Origin of the sequence: uncultured Methanobrevibacter sp., assembly GCF_900314695.1 — an archaeon.
In the GTDB taxonomy this organism is placed as follows: Archaea; Methanobacteriota; Methanobacteria; order Methanobacteriales; family Methanobacteriaceae; genus Methanocatella.
The window spans coordinates 1-26,345 of the sequence record NZ_OMWD01000001.1; the positions used below are offsets into that span (position 1 = coordinate 1).

At 33.1% G+C, this 26,345-nt stretch carries 23 protein-coding genes; 15 read left to right on the forward strand and 8 right to left on the reverse strand.

Annotation, left to right across the window (positions count from 1 at the left end; genetic code table 11):
- The coding region (locus QZN45_RS00005) for a transposase (RefSeq protein WP_296810301.1) at positions 1 to 529 on the forward strand (529 nt) is incomplete at its 5' end.
- Between the two features lie 36 nt (positions 530 to 565).
- Here QZN45_RS00005 and QZN45_RS00010 read toward each other — a convergent pair.
- On the reverse strand, positions 566 to 1,213 hold the full coding sequence (locus QZN45_RS00010; protein WP_292609850.1) for an Ig-like domain-containing protein: 648 nt from the start codon (positions 1,211 to 1,213) through the stop codon (positions 566 to 568).
- A gap of 167 nt (positions 1,214 to 1,380) precedes the next feature.
- Between QZN45_RS00010 and purD the strand changes: the two genes are divergently transcribed.
- The 3 genes from purD to argF all read left to right on the forward strand — a co-directional run bounded on the left by purD (position 1,381) and on the right by argF (position 4,536).
- Complete coding sequence (purD, locus tag QZN45_RS00015; RefSeq protein WP_292609849.1) at positions 1,381 to 2,691, forward strand: phosphoribosylamine--glycine ligase; 1,311 nt, start codon at positions 1,381 to 1,383, stop codon at positions 2,689 to 2,691.
- Positions 2,692 to 2,961: 270 nt separating this feature from the next.
- Positions 2,962 to 3,558: a TMEM175 family protein gene (locus tag QZN45_RS00020; protein WP_292609848.1), complete on the forward strand. Its 597-nt coding sequence runs from the start codon at positions 2,962 to 2,964 to the stop codon at positions 3,556 to 3,558.
- 66 nt (positions 3,559 to 3,624) lie between these two features.
- Positions 3,625 to 4,536: an ornithine carbamoyltransferase gene (gene argF, locus QZN45_RS00025; protein ID WP_292609847.1), complete on the forward strand. Its 912-nt coding sequence runs from the start codon at positions 3,625 to 3,627 to the stop codon at positions 4,534 to 4,536.
- A gap of 13 nt (positions 4,537 to 4,549) precedes the next feature.
- On the opposite strand, the gene QZN45_RS00030 is transcribed toward argF, so the two are convergent.
- Entirely contained in the window at positions 4,550 to 4,891 is a 342-nt protein-coding gene (locus QZN45_RS00030) for a DUF2085 domain-containing protein (protein ID WP_292609852.1), read from the reverse strand.
- Positions 4,892 to 4,989: 98 nt separating this feature from the next.
- Between QZN45_RS00030 and QZN45_RS00035 the strand changes: the two genes are divergently transcribed.
- Genes QZN45_RS00035 through QZN45_RS00045 form a run of 3 tightly spaced genes read left to right on the forward strand, consistent with a single transcriptional unit; the run spans position 4,990 to position 7,700 of the window.
- Entirely contained in the window at positions 4,990 to 6,684 is a 1,695-nt protein-coding gene (locus QZN45_RS00035) for an acetolactate synthase large subunit (protein WP_292609846.1), read from the forward strand.
- Entirely contained in the window at positions 6,685 to 7,170 is a 486-nt protein-coding gene (ilvN, locus tag QZN45_RS00040) for an acetolactate synthase small subunit (RefSeq protein WP_292609845.1), read from the forward strand. It begins immediately after the preceding gene.
- 2 nt (positions 7,171 to 7,172) lie between these two features.
- Positions 7,173 to 7,700 carry a carbonic anhydrase gene (locus tag QZN45_RS00045; RefSeq protein WP_292609844.1) on the forward strand — a complete coding sequence of 176 codons (528 nt, stop codon included), beginning with the start codon at positions 7,173 to 7,175 and terminating at the stop codon, positions 7,698 to 7,700.
- Positions 7,701 to 7,707: 7 nt separating this feature from the next.
- Here QZN45_RS00045 and QZN45_RS00050 read toward each other — a convergent pair whose 3' ends face one another.
- Positions 7,708 to 9,786, reverse strand: a complete 2,079-nt coding sequence (locus QZN45_RS00050; protein ID WP_296810308.1) for a hypothetical protein — start codon at positions 9,784 to 9,786, stop codon at positions 7,708 to 7,710.
- A gap of 175 nt (positions 9,787 to 9,961) precedes the next feature.
- Between QZN45_RS00050 and ilvC the strand changes: the two genes are divergently transcribed.
- On the forward strand, positions 9,962 to 10,954 hold the full coding sequence (gene ilvC / locus QZN45_RS00055) for a ketol-acid reductoisomerase (RefSeq protein WP_292609842.1): 993 nt from the start codon (positions 9,962 to 9,964) through the stop codon (positions 10,952 to 10,954).
- Between the two features lie 60 nt (positions 10,955 to 11,014).
- Positions 11,015 to 12,019 (forward strand): methanogenesis marker 12 protein, encoded by a 1,005-nt coding sequence (locus QZN45_RS00060; RefSeq protein ID WP_292609841.1) that lies wholly within the window; start codon positions 11,015 to 11,017, stop codon positions 12,017 to 12,019.
- 6 nt (positions 12,020 to 12,025) lie between these two features.
- Here the strand turns inward: QZN45_RS00060 and QZN45_RS00065 are convergent, their stop codons facing one another.
- Positions 12,026 to 12,229, reverse strand: coding sequence for an LSM domain-containing protein (locus QZN45_RS00065; RefSeq protein WP_292609840.1), 204 nt, complete (start codon positions 12,227 to 12,229; stop codon positions 12,026 to 12,028).
- 79 nt (positions 12,230 to 12,308) lie between these two features.
- On the opposite strand from QZN45_RS00065, the gene QZN45_RS00070 reads away from it, so the two are divergent.
- Positions 12,309 to 12,452 carry a hypothetical protein gene (locus QZN45_RS00070; protein ID WP_292609839.1) on the forward strand — a complete coding sequence of 48 codons (144 nt, stop codon included), beginning with the start codon at positions 12,309 to 12,311 and terminating at the stop codon, positions 12,450 to 12,452.
- 5 nt (positions 12,453 to 12,457) lie between these two features.
- On the opposite strand, the gene surE is transcribed toward QZN45_RS00070, so the two are convergent.
- Positions 12,458 to 13,234, reverse strand: a complete 777-nt coding sequence (surE, locus tag QZN45_RS00075; protein WP_292609838.1) for a 5'/3'-nucleotidase SurE — start codon at positions 13,232 to 13,234, stop codon at positions 12,458 to 12,460.
- A 128-nt stretch (positions 13,235 to 13,362) separates the two neighbouring features.
- Here surE and QZN45_RS00080 point away from each other — a divergent pair, with 128 nt between their 5' ends.
- Positions 13,363 to 14,262 carry a restriction endonuclease gene (locus QZN45_RS00080; protein ID WP_292609837.1) on the forward strand — a complete coding sequence of 300 codons (900 nt, stop codon included), beginning with the start codon at positions 13,363 to 13,365 and terminating at the stop codon, positions 14,260 to 14,262.
- Here QZN45_RS00080 and QZN45_RS00085 read toward each other — a convergent pair.
- A complete protein-coding gene (locus tag QZN45_RS00085; RefSeq protein WP_292609836.1) occupies positions 14,248 to 15,309 on the reverse strand; it encodes an oligosaccharide repeat unit polymerase family protein in 1,062 nt (353 codons plus the stop codon). The genes QZN45_RS00080 and QZN45_RS00085 overlap by 15 nt on opposite strands.
- Positions 15,310 to 15,312: 3 nt before the next feature.
- Positions 15,313 to 16,668 (reverse strand): Ni-sirohydrochlorin a,c-diamide synthase, encoded by a 1,356-nt coding sequence (gene cfbB / locus QZN45_RS00090; RefSeq protein WP_292609835.1) that lies wholly within the window; start codon positions 16,666 to 16,668, stop codon positions 15,313 to 15,315.
- A 98-nt stretch (positions 16,669 to 16,766) separates the two neighbouring features.
- Between cfbB and QZN45_RS00095 the strand changes: the two genes are divergently transcribed.
- From QZN45_RS00095 to QZN45_RS00105, 3 genes are all read left to right on the forward strand, one after another.
- Positions 16,767 to 18,590 (forward strand): threonine--tRNA ligase, encoded by a 1,824-nt coding sequence (locus QZN45_RS00095; RefSeq protein WP_296810314.1) that lies wholly within the window; start codon positions 16,767 to 16,769, stop codon positions 18,588 to 18,590.
- A gap of 66 nt (positions 18,591 to 18,656) precedes the next feature.
- Positions 18,657 to 19,898: a bifunctional 5,6,7,8-tetrahydromethanopterin hydro-lyase/3-hexulose-6-phosphate synthase gene (locus QZN45_RS00100; protein ID WP_296801515.1), complete on the forward strand. Its 1,242-nt coding sequence runs from the start codon at positions 18,657 to 18,659 to the stop codon at positions 19,896 to 19,898.
- A gap of 56 nt (positions 19,899 to 19,954) precedes the next feature.
- Positions 19,955 to 20,236 carry a zinc ribbon domain-containing protein gene (locus QZN45_RS00105; protein WP_292609833.1) on the forward strand — a complete coding sequence of 94 codons (282 nt, stop codon included), beginning with the start codon at positions 19,955 to 19,957 and terminating at the stop codon, positions 20,234 to 20,236.
- Here the strand turns inward: QZN45_RS00105 and QZN45_RS00110 are convergent.
- A complete protein-coding gene (locus QZN45_RS00110) occupies positions 20,233 to 21,087 on the reverse strand; it encodes a phosphoserine phosphatase (protein WP_296810317.1) in 855 nt (284 codons plus the stop codon). The two genes, QZN45_RS00105 and QZN45_RS00110, sit on opposite strands and share 4 nt — an antisense overlap.
- 204 nt (positions 21,088 to 21,291) lie before the next feature.
- On the opposite strand from QZN45_RS00110, the gene QZN45_RS00115 reads away from it, so the two are divergent.
- Positions 21,292 to 26,343 carry a cobaltochelatase subunit CobN gene (locus QZN45_RS00115; RefSeq protein WP_296810323.1) on the forward strand — a complete coding sequence of 1,684 codons (5,052 nt, stop codon included), beginning with the start codon at positions 21,292 to 21,294 and terminating at the stop codon, positions 26,341 to 26,343.
- Positions 26,344 to 26,345 lie beyond the last annotated feature (2 nt).

The window sequence follows — 26,345 nt, forward strand, 5'->3', positions numbered from 1 at the left end:
ATACCAAAAAAGACTATCCCGACAAAAAAACAATAGCAACCGCTACAAAAAAACACTAAAAACCTACTGGAAATGGATAGACCAAAAAAAGAACAAAATAAATGACTACTATCACAAAATAACCACAAAAATCGTTAAAAAATACGACATAATCATACTCGAAGACCTAAACATAAAAGGAATGTTTCAAAATCCTCACTACAGTCCAAAATTACAAAAAATCGCATGGAAAAAATTTATCGAAATGCTCAAATACAAAGCCGAAATATACGGAAAAACACTAAGACAAATCAGCAGATGGTACCCATCAAGCAAAACATGTGGCAACTGCGGATACTACAACAAAGACCTAAAATATGAAACAGAATGGAAATGCCCACAATGCCAAAAAATACATGACCGAGACATAAACGCAGCTAAAAACATTCGAAAACAAGGATTAAAAGATTTAATCGATGAAACAATGAACCTCTGGAGCAGGGGGGATAGCACGGTAATTCTACTCTCGTGGGAGAGTATCAGCCCGTGAAGTAAGAATCCTCGACTTCTCCAAAGTCGAGGTAGTTCAATCTAAACCATTTTCAGAAACAATAGGTTGGTTGTTAACGAGGTCCCACATGCTCATACCGTCAGATTGTCCTCCTCTGATTATACCGTTGTCATCATACCAAACATTGAACTCTTCATCGTAGTATAAGTTAGGTCCTGGTCCTTCAGAAAGGCTTGAACCAGATGATGAATTGGATGATGTAGTTTTCTCATTATATTTTACAGTACTTGCAGTGGAATTTCCAGATACCTTTTCGGTTTCTGAAGTAGTTCCTTGTTCAATAGTTATGGTTTGGTTTGCTTTGCATCCGTTGTATTTATCGTTACCGCCATAGGTCACGGTAACTTCATGATTACCAGCAGCTTCATTGTTTAATACAAGTCCGCCTTTACCGTTATTGTCGGTTTTAATTGAGAAGTTTTGTTTTTGACCATTATCCTCAAAAGTAATGTTTATTCGTTGATCTGCAATTGCTTTTCCTTGAGAATCTTTAAGTTCAAATTGCACCATTTCTCCGTTTTTTAAGTGTGAGTTACTTAAGAAATTGATTTGTGTATTTTGTTTATTACCATCTGCAGCAGCGGATGTTTGTGCGAATGCAATTCCTCCAGCAACAGCAATGATGATAATAGCTAAAATAGCAATAATTATATTTCTATTCATTTTAATATCACCTATATTTTACATTATTTATATGTGATATATTAAATTTTCTAGGTCATGAACTATTTTGAAGTTTAATGAAATAGAAGTAATATTAATTCTGTTATATAATTGAAACATTTTAAATATTTTCAGTTACATATTTTAAACTAATAGGAGACTAGATTATGAAGGTTTTAGTTGTTGGAACTGGTGCTCGTGAACATGCTATCGCTGATGCCTTAAAGGATGATGTGGAATTATATTGTTACATGAGTAAGATTAACCCTGGTATGTCCAAAATCGCTGAGTTTAAACAAGGTGATGAGGGAGAAGTTGAAAAAGTAGCTGAATATGCAGTTGAAAATGACATTGATATTGCATTTATTGGTCCAGAAGCTCCACTCGGAAAAGGAATCGTTGATGAGCTTCAAAAAAATGGAATCAAATGTGTTGGACCGACACAAAGTGCAGCTAGAATTGAAACTGATAAGTCATTTATGAGAAAACTCTTTGAAGACTATAAAATCGAAGGATCTTTAGTTTACAAAGTATTTGATAATTCTGATGATGTTTCTGCATTTTTAGATGAATTTGACCGTGATGTTGTAGTAAAACCGGTTGGATTAACTGGCGGTAAAGGAGTAAAAATTGTAGGTGACCATCTTAAAGACAATGAAGAAGCAAAGGAATATTCCTGCGAAGTAATTGATAATGTAATGGGTGGATTTGCTCAAGTAATTATTGAAGAAAGATTGATAGGTGAAGAATTCACTATCCAAGCATTTTGTGATGGAGAACACTTGGCCCCAATGCCTGCAGCACAGGACCATCCTCACGCATTCGAAGGAGATGTCGGTGCAATCACCGGAGGAATGGGATCTTATTCTGATGTTGGTGGATTATTGCCATTCTTAAGCCAAGAAAATTATGATGCTGCCGTTGAAATTATGCAAGAAACCTTAAAAGCTATTGCTGAGGAAGCAGAACCATATAAAGGAATCCTATATGGTCAATTCATGTTAACTGCTGATGGGCCAAAACTCATTGAGTACAATGCCAGATTTGGAGATCCTGAAGCAATGAATGTATTGCCTCTTTTAAAAACTCCATTGGTCGATGTTTGTCAGGCTGTTGTCGACGGTACTTTGGATAATGTAGAATTTGAAGACAAGGCTAGCGTGTGCAAATATATTGTGCCAGATGGATATCCTGAAACTCAATATGCTGGAGAACTGATTGAAGTGGATGAGAAAGCTATTGAAGAAATGGGTGCCAAAGTATTCTATGCTGCAGTTTCCCAGGAAGATGATGGAATTCATTTGTCTGGTTCAAGGGCGTTAGGTATTGTAGCTAGTGGCGAATCAATTGAGGAAGCTGAAAAAGTAGCTGAAAAGGCATGTGAGTTTGTTAAAGGTAATGTTTACCACAGAAGAGATGTTGGTACTCAGGATCTTGTCAACAAACGTGTTGAACATATGAAAGAAATTTTAAACTAAATTTCTTTTTACTCTTTTTTTGGATTTGGTGGTATTATCAAAAAGGATGATGAATACGAAGAATTTCATGATTATGAAAGTTTAAGAAATTATTTCAACACTCAACTTTTAGATATAGCTGAAGACTTAGATGAAGAAGATGTCGAAAAAATCAGAAACTTTAGAGCTTATTTTCAAGAAAAATACTTAACTAATCTCGATGTCGAAAAAAAAGTAGACAATATAAAAACCGGCTTTTTTCATAGGGTTAGGCAATCTTTTGAAAGCAACATGGATATTGACCCTGGAAGATTGATTGGTTTGACTGATGGTATTTTTGGAATGGTTATGACTCTTCTGGTCTTTGGTATGGCTTTGCCTCAAGCTCATTTGATAACAGAAGGGCAGTTTATAACTTTTTTAAATTCAATTGCTCATTCTTTTGGGTTGACTATTGTTAGTTTTATTCTAGTCAGTTCTTTTTGGATTTATCATCATGAATTTATAAAAATTAATTCATTAAATATGCCTTTTTTATGGATTAATATATTATTTTTGGCTTGCATTTCATGTATCCCATTTACAACATCTATAATAGGTTCTTATTCAATGTTTTTCATATCTAATGTGCTGTTTGGATTAAATATATTTTTGACAATTCTGTTCTTTTCAATTATGTATATATATGCATATAATATGGGATTTTTAGAGAATAATCCTTCAAAAACTGAAAAGAGATATGTTTTAAAAACATTCCTCATTATTATGGGTCTTACTATTGCTGTAAATCTTCTTGATTTCAATTTTTCAGAGGATTTTATTTATCTGTTCTTGCTGGTTCCAGTAATTTCTACATTGAGGGATATTAATTTTAAAATGAAGTCATAGAAACATTTAATATATATAAATGTAATATATTTAATTTTGTTAAGATTATTCTAAGGGGAATTATTAATGGGTAATTTGATATCAATATGTGATATAAAAGATGATGTTCAAGACATTTTGGATTTGGCTATAAAAATTAAAGCAGGTGAAACGGAGAAAAGTCCTCTTGAAGGTAAAACATTAGCGATGATATTCCAAAAATCATCAACAAGAACTAGAGTTTCTTTTGATGTTGGAATGTATCAGTTAGGCGGAAGAGCAATCTTTTTATCTTCTAATGATTTACAGATGGGAAGAGGAGAACCGATTTATGATACTGCAAAGGTTTTAAGCCGTTTCGTTGATGGAATAATGATTAGAGCTGTTGAACATTGTGATGTAGTTGAATTAGCCCAACATTCTGATGTACCAGTTATTAGTGGATTAACCAATGTGGAACATCCTTGTCAGGCATTGGCTGATGTATTAACAATTAAAGAACATTTTGGAACTTTTGAAAATAAGAAAATATGTTTCGTCGGTGACGGAAATAATGTATGTAATTCCCTTTTATTAATTTCCCCACTTTTAGGAATGGACATGTCTATTGCTTGCCCTAAAGGATATGAACCTAATGAACATGTTTTAAGAATTGCAAATGAGTATGCTAAGGAAATGAATACTAAAATCACTGTTAGTGATGATTTAAATGTTGCTTTAGATAATGTTGATGTTGTCTATACTGATGTTTGGGTTAGTATGGGTGATGAAGCTGAAGAATTACAAAGGAAAGCGGCCTTATCTCCTTATCAAGTTGATTCAGATTTAATGAACTTGGCAAATGATGGTGCTATTTTTATGCATTGTCTACCTGCAGTCAGGGATCAGGAAGTTACAACAGCGGTCATTGATGGTCCAAATTCTGTTGTTTTTGACCAGGCAGAAAACAGACTGCATGCTCAAAAAGCTATTTTATATTACTTTTTAAAAGATGAATAACTGCTGTATATAATTACAGCAATGCAATTATCTTCAAAAGCCATTGAATTACTATTTTTAAAAAAATTATTAATCCTATTCCACCAATCACTCCAGTGATAAATCTCAATGTGTTATTGCTCTGTCTAAAATTCAATAATTGTGTAAATCCGTCGATTGATGTTGGTATCAAAAGTATTATTGAAAAAATTAATAAGTTGAGGCTATAGTCAATATTAAAAAAATAGTCATAAATTAAAAAAATGATTAATCCAGTATAAAAGCCGGTACATCTGGCGCACACTGGAAATTGATGCCCTTTGATAAAAAAGCTCCTTTCAGGTTTTCTGTGGCATATTAAATTTTTATAATTCATTTTAATCCTTTTTTTTAAAATATTTTTTTTCAATTAAGATAATTATATATATTTTTGTATACATAAGTTAGTGTATAATATATAAAAAGGTTATTACGATGAGAGGCGGAGAAGCGATAATTGAATCCCTCAAGAATATGGGGGTAAAAACTATATTTGGTTATCCTGGTGGACAAACAATTCCATTCTATGATATGTTATATGATGCAGATATCGATCATATCTTAGTTAGGCACGAACAAGCGGCAGCTCATGCGGCAGATGGTTATGCAAGAGCTTCCGGAAAAGTTGGTGTGTGTTTGGCTACTTCAGGTCCTGGTGCAACCAATCTTGTAACTGGTATTGGAACTGCTTATATGGATTCTTCTCCTATTGTGGCAATCACTGGTCAAGTTCCTACTCATTTAATTGGTAATGATGCATTTCAAGAAGCAGATATAATTGGGATTACTATGCCTATAGTAAAACATAGTTATCAACCAAAAAACCCTGATTTAATACCTTCAATGATTAAATCTAGTTTTGAAATTGCTTCTAGTGGAAGACCAGGTCCTGTTTTAATAGATGTTCCTAAAGAAGTTCAAGAGGGTGAATTAACAAAATTTGACGACTCTTTAATTGAAACTCCCGGTTATAATCCGACTGTTAAAGGAAATATCAAACAAATCAAAAAAGCTCGTGATTTAATTAAACAGGCTAAAAAGCCAATGATTTTGGCTGGTGCGGGAGTAATCATATCAAATGCATGCTGTGAATTGAAAACGTTAGCTAATACAATCAATGCACCAGTAATGACTTCACTTTTGGGTAAAGGAGCTTTTGATGAAACTGATGATTTGGCATTAGGTATGCTTGGTATGCATGGTAGAAAAGTTTCAAATGATTATATTAATGAATCTGACTTGTTGATAGCTATTGGTGTAAGGTTTTCAGACAGGACCACTGGTAGGCTGGATAGTTTTGTTCCGGATACTAAAGTAATTCATATTGATATTGATCCGGCAGAAATAGGCAAAAATGTGGATGTGGATTTGCCTATTGTAGGTGATGCAAAAAATGTTTTATCTTCATTAAATAAAGTTTTAAAAGATTATAAAGTTCCATCAGAAGTAAATGATTGGACTAATATGATAAAACAAAAAAATAAAGATTTAAAACCTCGTGTTAGTTATGATGATGTGCCATTAAAACCACAAACTGTTATAAAAGAAATTTCAGATGTTTTAACTCCTGAATCAATTTTAACAACTGATGTAGGTCAAAATCAGATGTGGGCAGCACATTTCTTTGACACTCAAAAGCCACGTAAATTCATTTCATCAGGCGGTCTTGGAACTATGGGATTCGGATTCCCAGCAGCGATTGGTGCAAAAGTGGCTTGTCCGGATGATCCTGTTGTATCTATAAACGGTGATGGTGGATTTTTAATGGTTTGTCAGGAGTTAGCTACTGTTCGCGAATATGACATTCCTGTTATTGCAGTTGTTTTGGAAAACAGAACATTGGGAATGGTATATCAATGGCAAAGCTTACTATATAATGAAAGGCACTCTCAAACATTGTTGGGTAATAGCCCTGACTTTGTTAAATTGGCAGAAAGTTTTGGTGTAACTGGAGTAAGGATTACACAACCTGGCGAAACTAAAGAAGCTTTATCAAGTGCAATTAAAGATAATGAACCTATTTTATTAAATGTTGTTATTGACTCCGAAGAGGCACTTCCTATGCTTCCTCCTGGAGCTGGAATTAATGAGATGATTGGTGAATATAAACTTGAAAGGGATGTGATTTAAATGGATACAGAATATCACGTTATTTCCACATTGGTTGAAGATAAACCAGGGGTTTTGCAAAAAGTAGCTGGAATGTTTAATAGAAGGGGATTCAATATTGAAAGTATAACTGTAGGTAAATCAGAAGTAGAAGGACAATCCCGTATGGTAATTACTGTTCATGCAGATGAAAAAGGGCTTGAACAGGTTACAAAACAATTAAATAAATTAATTGATGTTATCAAGATTAAAGATATTACTAAATCTGCTGTTAAAAGGGAATTGTGTCTTGTTAAGGTCGCTGTTCCTAATGCTAAAGCAAGAGCAGAAATAATGCAGTATACAAATATTTTCAGAGCACATATTTTAGATGTTTCGGAACAAACATTGATGGTTGAGCTTACTGGAGATAAGGAAAAGATTAATGCATTCATATCTTTAGTAGAAAATTATGGAATTAAAAGAATAGCCCGTACTGGCCTTACAGCTATGTCAAGGGGAGTATAAAAATGACTATATTAGAAAACGTATTAAAAGACAACAAGGAATTTGTAGAAAACTTTGAAGGCGAAGAAATGTCTCATCATGCAGCTAAGAAATTAGCTATATTAACCTGTATGGACTGCAGACTAATCGACTTTTTTGAACCAGCACTTGGTCTTAAAAGAGGAGATGCAAAAATCGTTAGAAACGCAGGAAACTCCATTGTAGGTGAAGATGCAATCAGATCTATTGGTGCAGCTTTATACAACCTCGGTGCTGAAGAAGTCATGGTTGTAGGTCACACAGAATGTGGTATGGCTGGTGCTGATGCTGAAGCTTTAAAAGAAAAAATGCTCGCTCGCGGTATCAAAGAGGAAGATATTGCTAAATACGATTTGGCTGAATGGATTGGTGGATTTGAATCTGAAGAAGAAAACGTTAAAAATGTTTGTGAAAAAATCAAAAACCACCCATTAATACCTGATGTACCGGTACACGGTCTTATCATCGATATCGTAACGGGTGAGTTAAAAGTTTTAGTAGATGGTTATTAATTCCCATCTATTTTTTTATTTTTATCAAACTTTTTTTAGATATGCTGTAGTTTTTATTTCCGGATGAAATTACAACTTTGTGTTTTCCTGTTTTTAGGTTTTTGGTGTTTATTTTAGCTATTCCTTTTTTATTTGTTTTAACTGTGTATGTTTTGAATTTTTTACCACTAAACACTTTTATTTTAACTTTAACGTTAGAAAGCATTCTTTTTGTTTCTTTATTTTTGATTGTAACTTTGAAATATTTTGATTTTTTGAATTTATTGGTTACTTGTGGAGCTTTAACGATTGTTCTAGCTTTATCAATCTTAATTGATGTTGTTTTCATGATTTCTTTTTCGACAATAACCTGGATTTTATGAACTCCTGCATCAAGTTTTGTAGGAATTTCAAAAATCACATCTCCATCGGAACCTGCTGGTTCACGATATGTTTTGTAGTTTTTACCTGTAAATACTTTAAAAATGACAGTCCTGTCTGATAAATCACCAGTATGGTTACCTACCATTTTTATTTCTAAAAAGCTATTGATTTTTGAATATCTGTTGAATTTAAAGTCTTTAATTAATTTTATATCTGTTATTTTAGGATTTACAGTCAAATTCACTTGTGTGAAGTATCGTTTACTGTTAAAAAGGAATTCATCATCAAAATAGTATACGTTAAGGCTTAATTCTCCAACAGTGTTAAGGGTGTATTTTGCGTTCCCATTTTTATCTGTAAAGACAAAACTTGTATATGGTTCATTTGGATTTTCGATAAATAATTTAACATCTTTTACTGGATTTCCAAAACAATCTTTAACGTTGAAAGTAATGCTGTCATTTATGTAATAGGTAATATTTTTATTAAATGATACTCTGTAGAGTGTATCAAAATTAATGTCCTTGTTGTTGATTTCGTATTTTCCGGTATTGTTTATCAGATATGAGTTTTCGATGATGTTGCTTGTATTCGCTATAGAATTCATGTATATTATAATTGTATTGGATAGATTTCCGTCGTTGTAAAAGTTGGAATTGTTTATATTTAAATTTGAGATATGGGATTCAATTGTTGTTTTATAGAAATTTGAGTTATTTGATTTGATATTGGTTTCTGTTGCTTTTATCTTGGAGTTTTCAGCAGTTGAATTTTCAATTATAAAGATAGATTCATCAGAATAAATGTTCGGTGTAAATTCAAAAGTGGAGTTATTGATTAGGGTATTTTTTAAAATCACTTCACTTCCTTTGTTGTAATATCCTCCTTGAAACATAAGTTCGGAGTTATTTAATATTGCCTGTTCAAAGTTAATATAGCTATATTCAAGGTCAATTACAGGTCTATCAAATGAGGTGTTGCTAACGTTGATTCTGTTTGACCATCCTTTTAAATTTGAATTGCGGAATTTTAAGTTATCTATGTTAATGTTATAATGGGATAGTGAAATTTCTGAATTGTTTAGACTGGAATTTATCAAATCTATGTTATTTTGCATGAATATTATTGAGCTTCCACAGATAAAAATGAAGTAATTGTTTTTTGAAGTAATTGTAGAGTTATAAAAAGTACAATCGATTATTTTTGAATAGTACTTGTATCCCTGATATAAGTTCAATTCAATTTTTGATTCATTGAACACGCAGTTATCAAAGGTATTATTCAATTCCTTGCTGGTAAAATTTGCATTGATAAATTTACAATCTAGAAAGTCCATTTTATGGCGACTTATCAAATTTAAATCTTTAAAGGTAATATTTTTAAAAATAATGTGGGTCCCGGTATTTCTGATGTCGTAGAGATCCTTTGCAATAATGACTGTTCCATTGTAGTCCGGTTCCGGTTCTTTTTCAGTATCTAAAAATAAAGTGGAATTTTTACCATCAATGATTGTCTTTTCTTTGATTCCTTCAATGGAAATGGATTTGTTTAGATATAAGTGTGTTTCCTTTTCAGGATTTAGTTCATATGTTTTTTCATCAAGTTTTATGCTTCCTTGATCTTCACATTCATCTATTAAATTTTCAATATCTCCAGTATCGGTATTATTTTCAGATGCGGATACGATTCCGATGCCTAAAAATAAAATTAATGAAAATAACAATATTGAATATAATTTTCTAATAATATCACCTAAATAACTGTATACTATATGTTACAGTTAATAGTATTTAAAATTATATTTTAGGTTACTTTTATAAATATAAAAAATCATATTTATTATTTGATATTTATTTGATATCTTAACTTTTATCAAATTATTTAGCGAGATGATTTAAATGAAAATGTACTACGATGCAGATGTAAATACAGATGCTTTAGAAGGTAAAACCATTGCAGTAATTGGTTATGGTTCCCAAGGTAGAGCACAATCTAGAAACATGGCTGACAGTGGAGCTAATGTTATTGTTGGTGTAAGAGAAAATGGTAGTTCTTGGAACTTAGTCAAAGAAGATGGCATGACTGTAAAAACCATTGAAGATGCAGCTAAAGAAGCTGATATCATTCACATTTTACTTCCTGATGAAATCCAAGAAAAAGTATACAATGAACAAATTGCACCATATGTTGAATCTGGCAACACCATTTCATTCTCTCACGGTTACAACATCCACTTTGGTTTAATCAAACCTGATGAAGATGTAAATATTGTAATGTTTGCACCTAAAGGACCTGGATCCATGGTAAGAAGAACTTACGAAGAAGGATTCGGTATTCCTGGTTTAGTAGCAGTTCAACAAGACGCTACTGGTGATGCTTTACAACTTGCATTGGGCATGGCAAAAGCTTGTGGATTAACCAAAGCAGGTGTTTTAGAAACTACTTTCCAAGAAGAAACAGAAACAGACTTGTTCGGTGAGCAAACAGTTTTATGTGGTGGTATTACTGAATTAATCAATGCAGGATTCACTACTTTAGTTGAAGCTGGTTACCAACCTGAAATCGCTTACTTTGAAACCTGTCACGAAGTAAAACTCATCGTTGACTTAATCTATGAAAAAGGTTTTGCTGGAATGTGGCACGATGTAAGTAACACTGCTGAATATGGTGGATTAACCAGGGGTAATAGAATTATTACTCAAGAAGCAAAAGACGGTATGAAAGCTGTTTTAAAAGAAATCCAAGATGGAACCTTCAAAAAACAATGGGCTGAAGAAAACGCTACTGACGGCGCTAACTTAAAAGAAATGAGAGCTGCTGAAGGTCAAAAAGATATTGAAATTGTTGGTGAAAGATTAAGGAAAGCTTGTGGATTACAAAAAGACGATTAAGTCTTTTTAATCCTTTTACTATTTTTTTTATATAATATTTTTTTTTAATGTGTGGTAATCATGGCATTTATTGGTATGGACCATGGAACTACTGGAATCTCTTTTTGCATAATGTCTGATGACGGAGATATTATCGATATTTTTAAAATTGGAAGGGAAGAAAGTAAAAAAGGTTTAGTTTCCGCTAGCGAGGAACTGACAAAACGTATTGATTTAAATTCTGTGAAGTTAATGGCCATTACTTATGCAATGGGTGATGGCATAAATAAAATTTTACCTACTGAAAATGTCAAGGACAGAGGAATTTTATCCATTAACGGTGCAGGCAAGGTAACTGGTGGTGGAACATCAGTATTTTCAGAGTTGCAGGAATTAAATATTCCTTCCGTAATGATTCCGGGTCTTCACAAGGATTCCACTTCTCTGGATAGATTGTTCAGAGCCGCTTATTCACACCAGGCAAGTCCGGAAAAGGTAAGCATTTCATATAATGCAATTAAGGAAACTGGCTGGGGCAACTTCATTGTTGCAGATATCTCTTCAAACAGTGTGGATATTCTAATTGAGGATGGAAAAATTAAAGGAGCCATCGATGCATGCCTGGGTGCTATGGGTATTGTGCATGGACCTATTGATTTGGAAATGATTAGGGATATTGATGAGAACAATGCATCTGCAAACGATTGTTTTTCTCATGCTGGAGCAATTAAAATTGCAGGAATCGATGGTAAAGTTGCCAATATGAAGGACCAACTTTTGGAAAACTATAAAAATGGCGATGAAGATGCTAAATTGGCAATTGATACATTAATCATGACTGTAGCTATGGAAATTGCCGGTTTGGATATTGCTTGCAATAATGATATTGAAGGTATTGTTTTAACAGGATCTGTTGGAAGTGCAACCGAACCCTTTAACTTTGAAGATGAAATTAACAAATATTTCAAAAATAAGTATCAATTAAAAGTTATTTCAAAAGAATCGGGTGCAATTGGTGCTGCACAAATAGCAATGGATGTTTTTAATGGTGAAAAAGAGATTTTAGGAATAGAAGTAGATTTCTAAAATTTCCTAATCTTCTTTTAAACTAATAAATATGATATTTCCGCCTTTAATGGTTTCGAGGCCATTTTCATTTTCAAGGACGAGATTTAAATAATTATCTATAGCAATTACTTTTCCTTCACTTTGATAGTCGCCTCTTAAATCTACAGTTACATATTTATTTTTAAATTGAGTAAAAAGTTTATTTACATTATCTTTATCGTGACTCATTTTTTCAAATCCTTGGTTATAATTCTATTTTTATTTTGAAGTTTCAACTTTAAATACTTTAATGTTGATAATATATATTATGGCAATTAATCAATTAGAAGAAAATTTAGAAGCAATTACAAGAACAATTGAACAGTTAAAAAGAGATGGTTGTAGCGATGAAAAGATTTTAAATGAACTTCGTGAAGAAAGAGATAAAATACTTAAAGATTTAAATTTATAAGTATTTTATTTTAACATTTCTTTTAATAAACTCATATCACTTGTTAAATCTATTTTTAAGGGAGTTATTGTAGTTTTATGCTCCTTACGTAATTCATATCCATCACTGCCGGGTTCATCAAAATCGTATGGCTCTCCACCAATCCAGTAGTATGGTTTTCCACGGGGATCCAGACGTTCATGAATGATGGGTGTATACATTCTTTTTCCTAATGTAGCTACTTCAAACTCCTCATTAATCGGATTTTCAGGAATATTCACGTTTAACAAATCAATTCCTTCCGGCAAACCTTTTTTTAAAACAATTTTGGCTATTTTATTTAGCATTTTTGTAGCGAAATCGAAGTCTATTTCGACTTCACCGTTTTCAAATTTAATATCGTCCCTGACTACTTCCTGTGAAATTGCTATTGTTGGAATTCCAAAACTTGCCGCTTCAATAGCAGCTCCTAAAGTTCCGGAGGTTGTCAATTCTGCTTTTCCTAAATTATAGCCTGTGTTTATTCCAGAAATCATGATATCGGGATGTTTGGATAATATTTCAAATAATCCGATAGTTACTGCATCGGTAGGGGTTCCGCTTACACCATATCCCAAACTTCCGTCTTTTAATGTATATTCATTTACTCTTAATGGCTCATAAAGTGTTAATGCATGTCCAATACCGCTTTGTTGTGTTTCAGGTGCCACTACATATGTATCGCATAATTCATCTACTGCTTTTTTTGCAGCAAGGATTCCTGAAGCGGTTATTCCATCATCATTACTTATTAATGCTTTCATATATTTATTAAGGTATAACCTTGTTAAAATATTTTTAGATTTCTAGCAAATTATGATAAACTTTAATAACAATTTAATGTATAAAATATATTAGTAATTTTTTTTTAAAAACACATGCGGGTGGAAATTTGGAAAAACCACAACTTATTAATTTCATAGCTAAGGTAATGGAGGACTCTGGTTTCAAGGTTTATAAGAATTTTAAAACCTCTCAGAAAGTCATAGATATATATGCCATATTGCCAACAACACTTGGGGATTTTGGTGTTGTTGTAGCATGTAAAAACTATGATAAAGACTTTGAAATTGGGGTGGATGTTTTAAAAGAGATGGAAGAAGTTGGAGAAAGTTTAAAGGCATCCAAGGTCACAATTGTTTCTTCTTCTTATTTTTCAAGTCAGGCAACCAATTATGCACTTCGTAAAAACATTAAATTGGTAGATCGGGATAATTTGCTGGAACTTGCTAAAAAATACCAAGATAGAACTTCTCAAACTACTTTGGATAACACTTCCTATGATGGCGGAGCAGCAGCTTATATTGATGAGGAATATCCTGAATATAGTTATGATGCTTCAGATATGGAATATCTGATGCAGAGACGTGAACAAAATCCTGTTGTTTATAAAAATACTCTTTATAGGCAAGATGATGGAGGAGTTCACCATGGTGGATTTTCTTCTCTATTGAATAGGGGGGCTCACGCTCCGAGGGATAGTAGTTTTGGTTATACTACCTTATATAACTATAATCAAAGAAGCCTTCAGAATTCACGGTTCTTCCAATTAATTCAAAATCCAATTATAATGATTATTGTTGTTGTAGTTGTTGCTTATCTTCTTTCATTTATCTGCGGAAGGCTGTTAAGACTTGATGCTGGTATCACCGGATTAATCGAAATGCTTGCCGCATTGATTTTATCTTATGGTTTATCATTATATGCTGAAAGAAATGGTGATTTCATTGTAAGAGGAACATTCATATTCTTTATTTCATTAGTAATATTAATTATATTAATTTTTATTTAATTTAATATAATTAAAATTCATTATTATTAAAATCAAACCTAAAAGATATAAAAACCAAATCATTATGTCTGTTGGTCCGGTTTCTATCCAAATTAATGTGTGTGTTAATATTATGGAGTAAATCCCTACTCCTATTCCTTCTTTTATTTTATGTACTAACTGTAAAAATGTTCCCATAAATAACATTTGAATTGTAAGTCCGATTAATCCGAAATCAAGATATACAGGACCAAACAATGTGGATGTTAAGCATACGTCATAATGAAGTACATATTGGCCGATAAATGTTCTTGGACTTCCTGATGAAAAAATCATGCTTAATATATGTCCGTGTGTGCTTCCGCCTAAAGGTATTATTTTTTCAAATACTTCTAAAGTGAATGCAGCTCTGTAAAAAACAAGTTCTAATGGGTTTAAAGTCCAATGCTGGTTTGCAATTGATTGTGATGCAATGTATCCGACTGCTAACATTCCAACGACAATTATGGCTATAAAGATTATGCCTAATTTTCTTGATATTTTTTTAAGATAATAAAGGGTAATAAAAGAGCTTCCTAAAATTCCAAGAACTGAAGTTCTATATCCATTTAAACCGAAAATCAATGCTCCGAGAATTACCAGTAGCAGATATTTCTTACTGTAATACTTTGCAAGCAGGATATTTATCATTATTAAAAATAGTGGATAGGCTACTCTCCAGATATTGGTTGTGGCATTTGATTTCAATACGCTATTGAATAGGGGAATTCCTCCAAGCAATACCATGTTGAGGGTTTGCAGAATCAATGCGATTATGACAAGTGCCAGTATGAGTTTTTCAGATAGAAAATCCAGACTTTTAGTTTTTTCTACATTAATTTTGTATTTGATACATACTGCACCGACTGCAAAAATGATACATGCAAATATAACGGTCAATATTACTTCTGGTTTCAATGGATCTTCAAATCTGTAATTGAATGAGCCTATATATCCCATTGCTAAAAATACTAGTATTGCAACTACAACTAACAATGGTTGGAAAAGGTCAATTTTTTCAAATTTCATTTTCTATCCTCCAAGCTCTTTTGCAGATATGGCCAGATTTCCTCCAAAATCAGGCATTGCAGCTACATGGGTGTGAACATAACTTGCAAGAGTATTTCTCTCAATAAATCCATCTTGGTTATTGTATGATCCTTTTCCTCTCAATATATTGAATGCCAGCTTGTGCTGAATGTTACTTGAATCAACCAATACTTTGGAGTAATGGAATTCGTGACCGTGGAATTTTTCTCCTTTTTTGGATATGATATTGTCTTCGGTAACTTCGGCAATTGTATACTTTAGCGCTTGCACCCTGTCTGTTAAAATTGCTTTGTAAGGATATACATTAACAACTTTATCTTCATGGATGGAATTCATAAGATACATTAAACCACCACATTCAGCAAAGATAGGCCTATCTTCCAAGTGGAAAGTATTAATTTCTTGAAGCATTTTTTCATTTGCGCTAAGTTCCTTGGAAAAGAGTTCAGGATATCCTCCACCGATATACAATCCATCTACATCAGGCAATCCTTCATCGTTTAAAGGTGAGAAATATTCAATTTTAGCATTATTTGCCTCTAAAGATTCTATATTTTCCTTATAATAAAAATTAAATACTTCATCGTATGCAACTCCAATTTTAACCTTTTGTTTGTTCAATTTATTCCAAATCGGAACAATATCTGATGTAATTTTTGGAGCTTCGCCAGCAATTTCCACCAGTCTGTCTAAATCAATTGAATTTTTTATTACTTCAGACCAGATATCAATATATTTAAGTGAATTCTCTTTTTCACGAGCAGGAACAAGACCTAAATGTCTTTCTTCTATTGATATTGCATCATCACGTACAATACCGCCAATTACCTCGGTTTTAGTAATCTCTTCAATTGACCTTTTTGTTTTTTCGTAGTGAGCCTTATTTTTAACTTTATTCAAAATAACTCCGGCAATATTTATTTCGGGATCAAGAGCCTTAAAGCCCAAAACCAAAGCCGCCGCACTTTTAACCAAACTTCTGGAGTTTATGATTAAAATCACCGGTGCCTTTAAGGATTTGGCTATTGAAGCTGTACTTCCTATGTCATTGACAGAATCAATTCCTTCATAAAGGCCACGAACGCCTTCAATCACGGCTATATCTTTTCCCACCATAGCCTTTAGATAGGAATCCCTTACTTGGCCGGATTCCATAAAAAACGAATCCAGGTTTCTGGATACATTTTCGGTAGCTAATGTATGGTAGGATGGATCGATATAATCTGGCCCAACTTTAAAAGGTTGGACATTGTATTTTTCGCTTAAAGCCTTCATTATTCCGGTAGATATTGTTGTTTTTCCAACTGCACTACCTGTCCCTGCTAAAATAATTCTCATAATTAGTAATTTGCATCTTTATTATATAACAATTTTTTGTATAAATCATTTTATATAATATTAAAAATAAAATTTAAACTATAATATATGGTGATTAAATGAGAATTTTACTAATCCATTCTGATTATTTAAATTATACTGTAAAGAATAAAACACCTGTTGCTGAAGAAATTGAGGATGCTAAAATGCAAGGAGCATTCGACGATTCTTTAGTGGTATTTACAAGTGTTGAAAAAGAAGATGAAGATAATCCAGAAGGTATTGTTAAAAATTTAGTCAGTGAAGTTATAAAAACCAATGAACAAGTTAAAGCTGAAAATATTGTATTATATCCATATGCTCACTTATCTTCTTCATTAGGTTCTCCAAAAGTTGCTATTAAAATTTTAAAAGATACTGAGGAAGCTTTGCTTGCTGAAAATTTAAATGTTAAAAGAGTACCTTTCGGATGGTATAAGGCATTTGAGATTTCCTGTAAAGGTCACCCATTAAGCGAACTTTCAAGAACTATTACTGCAGACACTGAAGAAGAAAAAGTTGAAAGAAAACCATCTAAATGGCAAATCCTTGAAGGGGACAAAATAACTCAAATTGATGACTTTAAATTTGAAAACAGAGCTTTCAAACAACTTGTTGATTATGAACTTGGTCAGGGAGCATCTGATGAAGGCGAACCACCTCATGTCAAATTAATGAGAGAAAAAGAAATCTGTGATTATGAACCTGCTTCTGATGTTGGAAACCTCAGATGGTATCCAAAAGGAAAATTAATCAGAGATTTGCTTGCCGATTATGTTTATGACTTAACTGTCGACCGTGGAGCAATGCCGGTTGAAACTCCAATCTTCTATGATTTGGACAATCAAGCAATTTATGAACATGCTTACAAATTTGGTGAAAGACAATACAGAACCGACACCAAAAAGAATTTAATGCTTAGGTTTGCAGCTTGTTTCGGTGCATTCAGATTAATGTCCGATTCATATTTGACATGGAAAAATTTCCCTGCCAAAATTTTTGAATTGACCAGATACAGTTTCCGTTTTGAGAAAAAAGGAGAAGTTGTTGGTCTTAAAAGATTAAGGGCATTTACCATGCCTGATTGCCACTCATTCTGTTGTGATGTACATTCATCTTTAGAAGAATTCTCTCAACAAACTGACATGTGTATGCAGACTGGTAAAGACTTGAATTTAGATTTTGAAGTAATTTTCAGAGCAACTCAAGACTTCTTTGAAGAAAATGAAGAATGGATGTATGAAATTGCTCGCAAGTTCAACAAACCAATTCTTTTAGAAATCTTGCCTGAAAGACATCATTACTGGATATGTAAAATAGATTTGGCAAATATTGACGCTTTAGGTCGTCCTATTGAAAACCCAACTGTTCAAATCGATGTTGAAAGTGGTAAAAGATTTGACATCACCTACTTGGGAGAAGATGGCGAACAGCACAATCCTACAATCTTGCACACTTCACCAACTGGAAGTATTGAAAGGGTTTTATGTGCAATGCTTGAAAAAACTGCAATTGAAATCAATGAAAGATCTCCAATGTTGCCAACATGGTTAAGTCCAATTCAAGCAAGAATCTTAACTGTTGGAGAAAGTCATAAAGAATTTGCAGAAGAACTTTATTCTAAAATCAATGCTTCCAACATCCGTGTGGATATTGATGATAGGGATGAGAGTATTGGTAAAAAAATCAGAAATGCATCTAAAGAATGGATTCCGTACATTTTTGTTGTCGGTGACAAGGAAATGGAATCCGGCAAGTTCCAAGTAACTGTTCGTGAAACTGGTGAGAAAGTAGAAATGACAGTTGATGACTTGATTAGTGAAATTAATGAAAAATGTGAAGGAAAACCTTTCAGAAAATTGCCTTTGCCTAAGGATATTTCAAGAAGGATTAACTTCCAATAATTATATTTACAAATAAAAACATATTATAAAATGTTATTATATGACGGAGGAAATTTAATGGACCCAATGTACAGAATAGGAGAAGCTCTTATTGGAGATGGCCCTGAATTAGCTCACGTTGATTTATTAATCGGTGATAAATTCGGCCCTGTTGGTCAAGCTTTTGCTAATGGATTATCCAATTTATCTGTTGGACACACTCCTTTAACAAGTGTAATCAGACCAAACTTAATGACTAAACCAGCTACTTTAATTATTCCTAAAGTAACTGTTGGTGATTTAGAAGATGCTAGTAAAATTTTTGGACCTGCACAAACTGCTGTTGCAAGAGCAGTAGCTGATGCAGTTGAAGATGGATACATTCCAAAAGATATAGTGGAAGACATTGTAATTAATGTAAGCGTATTTATTGATCCTTCTGCAAAAGATTTCAGAAAAATATATCAATACAATTACGGAGCGACCAAATTAGCTATCAGAAGAGCAATGGAAAATTACCCATCCATCGACAAAGTACTTGCAGAAAAAGATCGTGGAACTCACCCAATTATGGGATTCAAAGTCAAAAAACTTTGGTCACCACCATACTTACAAGTTGCACTTGACCTTGATAATGAAGCAGCTATGGAAAGAATCATTAGCGATTTACCTGATAATGATAGAATCTTACTCGAAGCAGGTACTCCACTTGTTAAAAAATTCGGTGTAGGAATCATCGGCAAAATCAGATCTTTACGTCCGGATGCATTCATTATTGCTGATTTAAAAACTTTAGATGTTGGTCGTGTAGAAGTTAAAATGGCAGCAGATGAAACCGCTGATGCAGTAGCTATTTCCGGTCTCGGTACTGTTGAATCTATTGCTAAAGCTATTCATGAAACTCAAAAACAAGGTATCTATTCAATTCTTGATATGATGAATGTAGCTGAATTTGAGAAAAAATTAGCCAAACTTCCTGAAGACTTAAAACCAGATATCGTTTTATTACACAGAAATGTTGATATGGAAACCTACAGAGCAGAACATGGTGAAGACACCAGTGACATGACTGAATGGGGTAATATTAAAGATATCAAAGCAGCTCTTGGTCCTAAAGGCTTAATTGCTGTTGCTGGAGGAATCAAACCTAATAATGTAGAAGAAGCTATCAATAAAGGTGCAAACATCATTATTGCTGGTAGATACATTATCGGTTCTAGAGATGTTAGAAGAGCAGCTCAAGATTTCTTAGAACATTTCGACCCAGATCCAGACAACATGAGACTTGCTATGGATGAAGACGAAAATATTGAAGTGAAAGACGACTAGTAAATTAGATTAATTTCTAATTTATTTTCTATTTTTTTTTAAAAGGAGTTTTTATTATGGGATTTTGTAATTCATGCGGTAGACCAATAGTCAGAGAAGATTACGGAACTAACAAGGATGGCAGTCCTAATGATGAATTTTGCATAGATTGTTATCAAAATGGAGAGTATACAGAACCAGATATAACTCTTGATGAAATGATTGTTAGAAAAACAAAAGAAATGATGGAAAAAAATCCTAGATTGCCAGAAACACAAGCGACTGGTATAACTGCTTTTTTTATTCCTGGATTGAAAAGATGGAATCCTGAGTTTCAGGATGATTATAAAACCCTTTAATTTCCACTATTTAAAATAAATTCTTTAACCTTGTTAGCGATGTATTCATCGTGGCTTCTAGTGGATTTAATATTATATATTTCTTCCTGTAAATCGTTAAATTTGTCAACTAAATCATTATATTCTAGACGTAATGAATCATAATCTTTTTCTAAATCTTCATTAAGTTCATAAATTTCAGCATAACTGGTTTTTGTACTGAGATTTTCATGTTTTAGCTGATCATATTTGGAAGTGATTTGATCGTAACTGCTTTTGATGCTTTCATGTTCTTCTCTTAAGTTGGAACATTTTGTTTTCAAGTTTTTATTTTCTTCCTTAATGCTTGAATATTTGGTTTTGAGATTTTCATTTTCGGTTTTCATATTGACGAATTTAGTTTTTAAATTTTCGTTTTCTATGATTAATTTTGAATGTTTGTCTCTGATTGTTTCATTTTCTTTTTTCAAGCTGTCAATATTATTTCTATTTAAGGTATTGTATTGGTCTTCAATTTCATTAATAACTTCATTTTTTGCAGCGATTTCAGCTTTGAGTTCTTCGATTTCTTTTTCGTATTCTAAAGTAGATGGATTAATGTTATTTTCAAGTTGATTTCTCAATTCTTTCACTTCCTGCACATGCAAATAATTAGCTATTTTTAAAGACTCACTTTCTTCCTCTCTACTTTTAAATGTTTCAATTTCACTTTGTGGTATAATAAGTACTTCTTCTTGGTTATTGTATATGTCTTCATTTTTTGGAACGGTGATTTGAATTTGTTCTGTAGTATATTTCTTCCTTTCACCATTTTTTAGAGTTCTATGATACTCTCTTGAATATTTTTTTACAATACCTTTTCCAACTTTCATACTATACCCTTACACTATTATGTAGTATATATTGTGTTTGAAAGTATAAATATTTTTATTAAAATGTTGTTTTATGCTGTTTTATCTTTTTTTGAAAGGTAATACTTTTTTCTATTATTTGTGAAATAAGTAATACTTTAAATATATTTATTAATATTAAAAGTAATAATTGATATTAAGTTTATATTAACTGTAGGTAGTATTATGTTTTTAAAAAATAAAAAATATTTTTGTGTATTAATTTTATTAATAACGATTTTTATCATCCCTTATTCATTTGCATTGGATAATTCCACTTCAGATGATGTATATCTTTCAGATAATGATAATACTGTATTAAATGATAATGCTGTTGAAGAATCAGTCAACCATGATAATTTGGGAAGTGCTGATTCATCAAAATCTCAAAATATTACTTTATTTATTGTAAGTGATAATCCTGGAACTAACATTTTGGATAAGGCTAGTGATGAATTGAGCAGTTCCCAAAATCTTAGTAATATCAATTTGGTTATTCGTAGTGGTGAACAGATAAAGGAAATGAATGATGTTGAATTGGTAAACTTGCTTTCTTCCTGTGATGGATTTGTTGGTGAATGGATAAGCAGTGATGTAGATTCAGTTTTAACAAATGTCTTGGGAAAATACCCCAATTTGTCAAACAAGGAATTGTTTCTCATATTGGAACCACCTTCAGGTAAATTAAATTCAGGCTCCAGTTCAATAGGATTAATCAGAAACAATACAATAAATTATCAAAAGATTTTCACAACTTTTTCAGACCAGGAACTGATTTCATATTTTGAAAATACAAAAAGAGGCAAGTACTATGTTGATGTTTACAATTACATCGACAAGAGTGCCACCAAGTTTAACCCGCTATTCAATCAGATGGTTCTTTATAAAAATATAAATGATAAAGAAAATCTTAAAAATCAGATATTGTATGCATTAAACTATTTGGGCACTGCTTTTGAAGTCAGGGCTCCAACATTTACTGGAGTAAAACAGTATGGAATCTATAGGGACAGATGGTACTCCCTTGATGAATATATTGCAACATTCTTCAATCCTGATGCTTCCAGAACCATTGGTATATTAGAAAGTACAATGTATATTGAATCCCAGCAATTGCATCCGTGCTATGGCATTATTGAGTCATTAGAATCAAGAGGATATAACGTAATCCCTATCTTTGCTGCAGGGGGATCTGCTGAACAATTGAAAGTGATGATTGAATCTTGGACCAGCGCAAAAACTGACTATTCAGGATTTTTGAAAAATTCATCCAATTATGACATTTATGTTGATGCTATAGTTTCAATGGTTGCTTATGGTGTCGGGGGTCAAAACTTCTCCAACGCCACAAACTTTTTTGAAGAAGTGGGAGTGCCTGTATTTAGAGCCGTCCACTCTGATTATGTTTCCAATGAAATGTGGGAATTAGGGTCTACAGGCCTTACAACAGAAAAAAGTGATAAATGGTGGCACATTACCATTGCTGAAACTCAGGGAATCATTGATGCGACATTTGTCGGGGGTCAATCAAAATATATTTCTAATAGAACAGGAGCACAAATCACTACCTACCTCCCTTATGATAGAAATATTGAGTTATTGGCTGACAGAATTGATTCATGGGTTGATTTAAAATACACTTCCAATATTGATAAGTTAATTTCAATAATTTATTATAATTATCCTCCTGGAAAGCAAAATATAGGTTCAAGTTACTTGGATACCATAACCAGTATCTATAACATGTTAATAACTTTAAAAAATGCAGGTTATGATGTTGGTGAATTACCTGCCAATGTTACTGAACTTGAGAATTTAATGCTTAAATGTGGTATTAATGTAGCTACTTGGGCACCGGGAGAACTTGAAAAATTAGCAAACCAGTCTGGTGTTACATTATTGTCTGTTAAAGAGTATACAAAATGGTTCAATTCATTGGATGAAATTGTTAAAATACAAGTTACAGAAGGACCTGTTGCATACATTGGTGAGCTTTCAAGGCGTGCAGTTGAGCTAAACTATACAAAAACAATTGGAGATACAATTGATGATTGGTATAATCAGGTTGTTGCTCTGCTTCCAGAAGAAAATGCCGTAAAATCCAAAAGTGTTTTAAGCAATATAGTATCCAGCTTAAAAAATTATACCAAAACTCAGGATGTAAAATATTATAATCTATTCTTAAAGTACTTTGAAGAGTTTAAAAAGTTAAATATTTCAGGTTTAAACGGTTGGGGAGATGCACCTGGTAATGTAATGGTTGTCAATAGAAATGGAATTGACTATTTTGTAATACCTGGTTTAACCTATGGAAATGTATTTATTGCCCCTGAACCTCAAAGAGGATGGGAATCTGACATTGAAAACTTGTATCACTGTACTGCTGTAGCTCCAACCCACCAGTATTTGGCAGCTTATTACTATATGCAGACCAGATACCATAACGCAATGATTTTCGTTGGAAGACACGCTACACATGAATGGTTGCCTGGAAAAGAAATTCTGCTTTCAGCTACAGATTACGGATCAGTTGTAGTTGGTGATGTGCCACAATTATACTTCTATATTGCTGATGGTTTGGCTGAAGCTATTCAGGCAAAAAGAAGAGGTTTTGCAGTTATCATTTCTCATTTAACCTCTCCAATGTCATATACTCATTTATATGGAAACTTGACTGCTGCGGCTAATTTGGCTAAAGAATATGCTGATAATCCAAATACCAAAACTGCCGATAAATTGCGTGATTTGATTATAAAAAATGATTACTGCACTAATTTGGGTCTTACAAAAGAAGAGGTAAAAACTATTTCTAATGCTTTGCTTGTCGATAAGGTAAATATGTTTTTAGTGGAAATGCAGTCTACATTGTATCCATTGGGACTTCATGCTTTGGGTCAATCCTGGAGTGAACAGGACTTGGCAAGTACAGTTTCCGCAATGTTGTCTTATGATTATGTTCTTGACAACAATCATGGCGTTTTAAATTTATTCACTGAACTTTCAAACTACTACTATTCAAAAGGATATAATCAGCTATCTGCATCTGAAAGAGAATTTATTCTAAACAAATCCTATGATATTGTAAAAGCATTGATTTATTGGGATGTTGATACTGTCAATAATATTTTAATAAGTCAAAATCAAAAATTCAACAATCCTACATTTTTAGCCTGTCTTGAATTGGCTAAAAAATATATTGACCTTATTAATTTCAGTGTTTCAAATGAATTGAATGCAATGCTTGATGGATTAAATGGCAGATATGTTCCAGTTGGTGAAGGTGGGGAACTTGTAATAAAGCCTGCAATTCTTCCGACAGGTAAAAACATGTTCCAAGACCAATCATCTGAACTTCCAACAATGGATGCTTGGGATTATGCAAAAAATCTTGCTTTATTAACACTTGCTGATTTAAATGACACTACTGAAAAGATTATCATGGGTATCTGGTGTGTAGAAACTGCAAGAGATGATGGTGCATTGGTTTCTGTTGTTCTTTACCTATTGGGTATGAAGCCTGTCTGGACAGATTCTTCAAGTGCAGGTTATGACGATGAAGGTAATCCGACAGGTAAAAAAGTGAATGCAATGCCTGAAGTAATCAAACTGGATGACTTGACACGCCCTGACGGTTGGGCTAAAAAAAGAATAGATGTAACTGTAATCACAAGCGGTTTATTCAGAGATTTATACTCCTCACAATCAATATTAATGGATAATGCATATCGTGTTGCACTTGCAAGATCATACTTGACAATAACAAAGGATGCTACTTTAATGAATTCCGCACATGGTAAACAATTGCGTGAAGCTCTTGAAGGTGTAATGCAAAGTATTAACTATTATGGAATTTATAACGAGCCGTTAAATTCAAATTATGTGGCACAGCACTGGATTGAGGATACTTTATTCTATTTAAGTCAAGGCTATAATGCTACTTATGCCGGCGAATGTGCAATAACTCGTATTTTTGCACCGCCTAATGGTGATTATGGTGCAGGAATATCAAAATTGGTATCAATGTCCTGGACATGGAATGATACAAGTGAACTTGCAGACTTTTACCTTGGAAGGATGGGTAATATGTACTCCAAAAACTATTGGGGGGATACAAACCCATTGGTATTCTTAAGGGCTCTGTCAAACTCAGATACAATTGTGGCCAGTCGTAATACTAACCAATATGGTGTATTGGACAACGATGACTTCTTTGATTATTGGGGCGGTTTGTCAATGACTGTAGAAGATATTTCCGGTAAAGCTCCTAAATTCAACGTATTGATGTATGCGGATAAGAACAATGCATACATTTCATCATTGGAGGAAGTAATGTATAGAGAAATTGCTGCAAGATATGATAATCCAGATTGGATTAAAGGAATGATGAAAGAAGGTTATAGTGGGGCTCGTTACATGTCAAATAAATTCGTAAGTAATCTGCATGGATGGCAAGTAACAAGACCATCAGCCGTATCAGATGGCTTGTGGGATAGAATTTATGATACTTATTATAAGGATAAATACAATATTGGCGTTAAAGACTGGTTGATGAGCGGAAATAATGCATATTCACTTATTTCCATGAGTGGAACAATGCTTACTACCATCCATGATGGATATTGGAAAGCAGATAAGGCAACAATAAGCGATATAGCAAATACTTGGGCTCAAGCAACAGTTCAAAATGGTGTGGCATGTTGTGACTGTAGTTGTGGTAATATTGCGATGATGCAATGGGCTGTGCAATATGTCAATCCGGATATTTTGGCTCAACTGCTTCCTAAATTATATGAGGCAACTAAAAATCCGGTATTCAAGAATAATACTCAATCAACTCAGCCACCTGAAACTGAATCAAAAGATAATCAAAAAGAAGCTTCAACTCAAAATCCAGTAAAAGGATCAACTTCTTCCTCGACTGTTAAAACAAATTCCAGTTCTACAACTACTCAAACTACTGCTCAAAGTGGTGACAATGCTCAGGGAGAAGCATTTTCAAATGTAGGTGCTGGAAGTGAATCAGTCCAAGCTGGAAGTTCATCTGCAGAGGGAGCGGATGTCAAAAAGTCAGTTGAAATAAATCCGATATCTTCCCAATCAGCCAGTGAAGTAGGTTTGTCAATAGTGGCTGTTTTAGCAATTTTATGCTTGATTATGGTTGTTGCTGTCGGATACTTTAGAAATGAAGATGATAAAGATAAAGTTCAAGATTTAGATAAGTTATTTAATGAAAGATAGTG